Raw genomic sequence first — 4,646 nt, forward strand, 5'->3', positions numbered from 1 at the left:
GAGCACGACATTCTGGACGGTATCGCTCTGTCCCAGCTGTAGGCTTGAATGCTCGCGCCGTGAACCGATGGTGGTTCACGGCGTGGCTCAGCTTGAGGAGTTTTAATGTTCCATTCTGAGCGTCGGCGAGGTATACCCCTGACCGGCTGGTCTTTTGCGCCATCTTTCGCCTGTGCGTCTCGTGCCTCTCGTGTATCTCGTGTATATGCTGTGCGCGCCTCGGTTAGTTCTGGTGGAGGCGCTACTCGCCGCATCCGTAAGGTTGCAGCGTTGGGTGCCAGTGCCGCGTTGACTCTTCTGCCGTTGTGGACCCCGCTGGCGCCTGCCGCCTGGGCGACGGACCCGACCCCTTCCGCTTCTGCGTCGCCGAGCCCTAAGAGGGAGGTGACGGCGACTCCTGCACCGTCGGGTACTGCGGTGCCGAAGACTTCTGCAACTCCGAGTCAGGGCGCGTCAACCACGAACGGTGATGATGTCCGTCAGCGCGAGTACTGGCTGAAGGAGTACGGTATTACCTCCCTGTGGTCGCAGGCTACGGGTAAGGGCGTGACGGTTGCTGTGATTGATACGGGCGTGGACGGCACCCACCCGGATCTTGAGGGTAATGTTCTGCGCGGCTATGACGCTTCGGGCGTGGGTAGCGAGGACGGCTGGAAGGGCCTGGGTGCTGAGCCGATGCACGGCACGGAGGTCGCTTCTCTGATTGCCGGTCACGGCCACGATACGCAGGGCTATTCTGCGATTGCGGGTCAGCCGGGTAAGCCGACCGGTATGATTGGTGTGGCTCCCGAGGCGAAGATTCTGCCGATTTCGCTGAATATGGGCACGACCGGCGGTAAGAGCATTGATGAGCAGATCCCTGCGGCGGTGCGTTATGCGGTCGATAACGGGGCTCAGATTATCAACATGTCGATTGGCTCGAATAAGACGAGCTGGCCGCAGAGCTGGGATGAGGCCTTTGCCTACGCTGAGCAGAAGGGCGTGCTGATTGTTGCGGCTGCGGGTAACCGCGGTAGCGGCTTGACGCAGGTTGGTGCTCCGGCGACGATTCCTGGTGTGCTGACGGTTGGTGGTATTGACCGGAATAAGCAGGTTTCTGAGGGGTCGTCGACTCAGGGCATTTCGATTGCTGTGGTTGCTCCGAGTACGGATATGATTGCGGCTGCTCCGGGTAATGGCTACATGTTGTGGTCGGGGTCTTCGGCTGCTGCTCCGTTGGTGACGGGTGTTGCGGCGTTGTTGAAGCAGAAGTATCCGAAGGAGTCGGCGGCTCAGCTGGCTCAGCGTTTGATTGCTTCGGCTGATGATGCTGGTGTGCCGGGCCGTGACCCTGTGTATGGTTACGGTATTCTCAATCCGCAGGATGCGATGGCTTTGGCCTCACCTACGGTGACTGCTAATCCGTTGGGTTCTATTTCTGAGTGGATTGCTGTGCATCGTAAGCAGCAGGTGAGTGAGCCGACTCCGAGTGATGCTGCGCCGGTTCATGAGGAGGGTGAGAGCATTGTGAAGGCGGCTGCGCCGGATGCGCGTCGTCCTCCGGAGGATCGTGGCTGGTTGCCGCCGGTGATTTTGGCGGCGCTGACGTTGTGGCTGACGATTATTACGGCTGGTTCGGTGCATCGTTTGCACAGGCTGCATGTGAGTGCGGGTGAGGCTGCGCGGATGGCTCGTGAGGCGGCGCATCATCCGGGTTCTCATCGGGGTGCTCGCCGTGCGTCGAAGAAGCCTCAATAAGCTGTACGGACTCAATAAGCTTGTAGGGAGGAGCGTTCGCAGGGCCTCTCGTTAGCGCTGTTTGATGACGTTTTTCTGTTGTGCGGGGGCTTTTTCTGTTCGCCCGGGGCTGACTTTTGAGTTAGCCCCGGGCTTTGGCGTTTGGGGCTGGCTTTCGCTGGGGAACGCCTCACTAAACGAAAATATCGAACATACCGCGCAAAAAACGGAAAGGGTAGTTTTGACCGTAACCCGCATCACGAGATGAACCCTGTTCAGATGCACAAAACTTTTAACTTAGGGTCAGCTCAAAGGGGCCATAAGTGCGAAATCACCTAAACAAAGGCGTAAAATAAAACACAACAGGTATGTGATAGACAGGCTCGTGCTGCTAGCCACTTCGCGTTGCGTAAGGACTTCCAGAGCGGGCCGCTTTGTTCGTCAGGGGAGCTTTCGGAACGAGCCGAAAGTTGCACATATCAACCTACCGGGGCTACCGAACCTCGGTACCTAAAGACTAGGAAGTAACAAAATGGCATTCACTAAGGTGGCACAGGACCGTCCTCGCGTCCTGATCGTCGGTGGCGGCTACGTCGGCTTCACCGTTGCTAAGAAAATCCAGAAGGCTATCAAGGAGACCGGTGGCGTCGTCACCATCGTTGAGCCGAACCCCTACATGACTTACCAGCCCTTCCTCCCCGAGGTTGCAGCAGGTTCCATGGAAGGCCGTAACGCAACTGTGCCGCTGCGCCAGCACCTGCGCGACACCGAGCTGATCCCCGGCCGCGTTGTCTCCATCGACCACGCAAACCGCACCGCTGTTGTTGAGCCCACCGACAACGGTGAGCCCTTCGAGCTGAAGTACGACGAGATTGTCCTCGGCGCAGGCGCTGTGACCCGCGCATTCCCGATTCCGGGTCTGGCAGAGGTCGCTATCGGTCTGAAGACCATTGAAGAGGCAGTCTCCGTTCGTAACTGGGTTCTGGACCGCATCGAGGTTGCATCCATGCTCACCGACGCTGAAGCACGTCGTCGTGCCCTGACCTTCGTCATCGTTGGTGGTGGCTTCGCAGGTGTTGAGACCATCTCCGAGCTCGAGGACATGGCACGCGTTGCTGTGGAGCGCAACGAGCGTCTCTCCGTTTCTGACCTGCACTTCGTCATGGTTGAGGCTGCACCGCGCATCATGCCCGAGGTTCCCGCAGACCGTGCAGAGAAGGTTGTTGCAGAGCTGCGTGCACGCGGCATCGAGATTCTGCTGAACACCTCCCTCTCCGACGCAACCGACGGCAACCTGCAGCTGATCAACATGGCTGACAAGTCCCCCGCAGGTGAGATCAAGACCGACACCCTGATTTGGACCGCGGGTGTGGCAGCATCCCCGATGCTGAAGAACACCGACTTCCCGATCGACGAGCGTGGCCGCGTTCGCGTGAGCGCAGACCTGCGCGTCACCGGCGACGACGGCGTGGTTGAGGGCGCTTGGGCTGCTGGCGACAACGCAGCTGTTCCGGACCTCTCCGGTGGCGGCGTGGGTGGCTTCTGCGTTCCCAACGCTCAGCACGCTTCCCGCCAGGCTGTTGTTCTGGCGAAGAACCTGCTGGCTGCTCGCCGCGGCGAGCCCCTGACCGATTACTACCACGAGACCATTGGTGTTGTGGCAGGTCTGGGCCTGTGGAAGGGCGTTGCAAACTTCAAGGGCAAGACCATTGGCGGCCCGCTGGCATGGATTATGCACCGCGGCTACCACGGCTCTGCAATCCCCACCACCGAGCGTACCGTTCGCGTTATGACCACCTGGGCACTGAACCAGATCTTCGGTCGCGACACCTCCTCGATTCGCCACCAGCGCTCCCCGCGCCTGGCATTCCAGGAAGCAACCGGTACTGCACCGACCCGCCAGAAGGCAAAGCTCTAAAATAGCCTGACTTAGGGGTATATCTCCCTGAGATGTGCACGTGAGATAAAGCAATGGGCGGTGTGGAAGACTTTGGTCTTCTGCACCGCCTATTGTGTGCCCGAGTGTTTGCGAGCTGTCTAGCTTAGCCGCCCACCAATGCTTTTGTATGATGCTTGTTGCGGCGGAGTGCGGGGAGCTATTTGAAATGTGTCTCTGCTTAGGTTCGGGTGCGTTTTCGTGGAATAATAAATGTTTGTGTCCCGGGCTGTTCGGGATGCGCCCTCATAGTCCAATTGGCAGAGACAGAGGACTTAAAATCCTTGTGTTCTGGGTTCGAGTCCCAGTGGGGGCACTGCGCGGACGCGCGTAGATGCGCGGTATAGATTTAGGCGGCGGCTCTTCCCGTGGGGGGGAGGGGCCGCCGCTTGCGTGTCTGGATGCGTTTAAAAGGCGATGCCCCCGACCCATACTATCGGGGGCATCGTGGAGTGGCGGTGCAGGCTAACGCATTCCGCGCACTCTCTTCACCGGGGTAGATGCGGTCATCCTTTGCCGGAATCAGGACGGCCGGCGGTGAAGTCTGTGAACCTATCGGTGATTACCTGCCTTCAGGATTCATGGGTTGAGGCAGGGAAAGGTTCGAAGCTTACTTGCGGCGCGCGGTGATCAGCGCGTCGATGGAGAACTTGCCTGCGCCGGTGAGAGCGAGGGCTGCTGCTACTGCGGCGAGGGTGAGGACGTATTCGTAACCGCCCTTGGATACGGAGAAACCTGCTGCGAGGTGGACGAAGAAGAGTGCGCCGCTCATGGAGATAACGGATGCGGCTGCCGCGATGCGGGTGCCTGCACCCAGGATAATCATGATGCCGCCGACCAGTTCGGTTGCCATGGTGAAGTATGCTGCTGCGGCTGCCATGGGGATGCCCATCTGTTCGAAGGAGGCGATGGTGCCCGCGGGGGTCCATTCGAATGCTTTCTGGGTTCCGTGCATGATCATGACGAAGCCGAAGACGAGTCGGAGGATGAGCAG

3 protein-coding genes and 1 tRNA gene are annotated in these 4,646 nt (G+C 59.4%); 3 read left to right on the plus strand and 1 reads right to left on the minus strand.

Annotated features, from left to right (window positions below; all coding sequences use genetic code 11):
- Positions 1-105 precede the first annotated feature (105 nt).
- The 3 genes from Q0216_RS07350 to Q0216_RS07360 all read left to right on the plus strand — a co-directional run bounded on the left by Q0216_RS07350 (position 106) and on the right by Q0216_RS07360 (position 3,968).
- Positions 106-1,737: a S8 family serine peptidase gene (locus tag Q0216_RS07350; protein WP_298594161.1), complete on the plus strand. Its 1,632-nt coding sequence runs from the start codon at positions 106-108 to the stop codon at positions 1,735-1,737.
- Between the two features lie 511 nt (positions 1,738-2,248).
- Entirely contained in the window at positions 2,249-3,634 is a 1,386-nt protein-coding gene (locus Q0216_RS07355) for an NAD(P)/FAD-dependent oxidoreductase (protein WP_298594163.1), read from the plus strand.
- Between the two features lie 260 nt (positions 3,635-3,894).
- Positions 3,895-3,968: transfer RNA gene (locus Q0216_RS07360), tRNA-Leu, on the plus strand.
- 294 nt (positions 3,969-4,262) lie between these two features.
- Here the strand turns inward: Q0216_RS07360 and Q0216_RS07365 are convergent.
- The coding region (locus Q0216_RS07365) for a DoxX family protein (RefSeq protein ID WP_298594165.1) at positions 4,263-4,646 on the minus strand (384 nt) is incomplete at its 5' end.

It is taken from the genome of uncultured Rothia sp., from assembly GCF_937976295.1.
In the GTDB taxonomy this organism is placed as follows: domain Bacteria; phylum Actinomycetota; class Actinomycetes; order Actinomycetales; family Micrococcaceae; genus Rothia.

Bases quoted from the DNA above. Each gene is read 5' to 3' on its own strand.
- Q0216_RS07350 (WP_298594161.1), top strand. From the start codon at position 106: ATGTTCCATTCTGAGCGTCGGCGAGGTATACCCCTGACCGGCTGGTCT.
- Q0216_RS07355 (WP_298594163.1), top strand. From the start codon at position 2,249: ATGGCATTCACTAAGGTGGCACAGGACCGTCCTCGCGTCCTGATCGTC.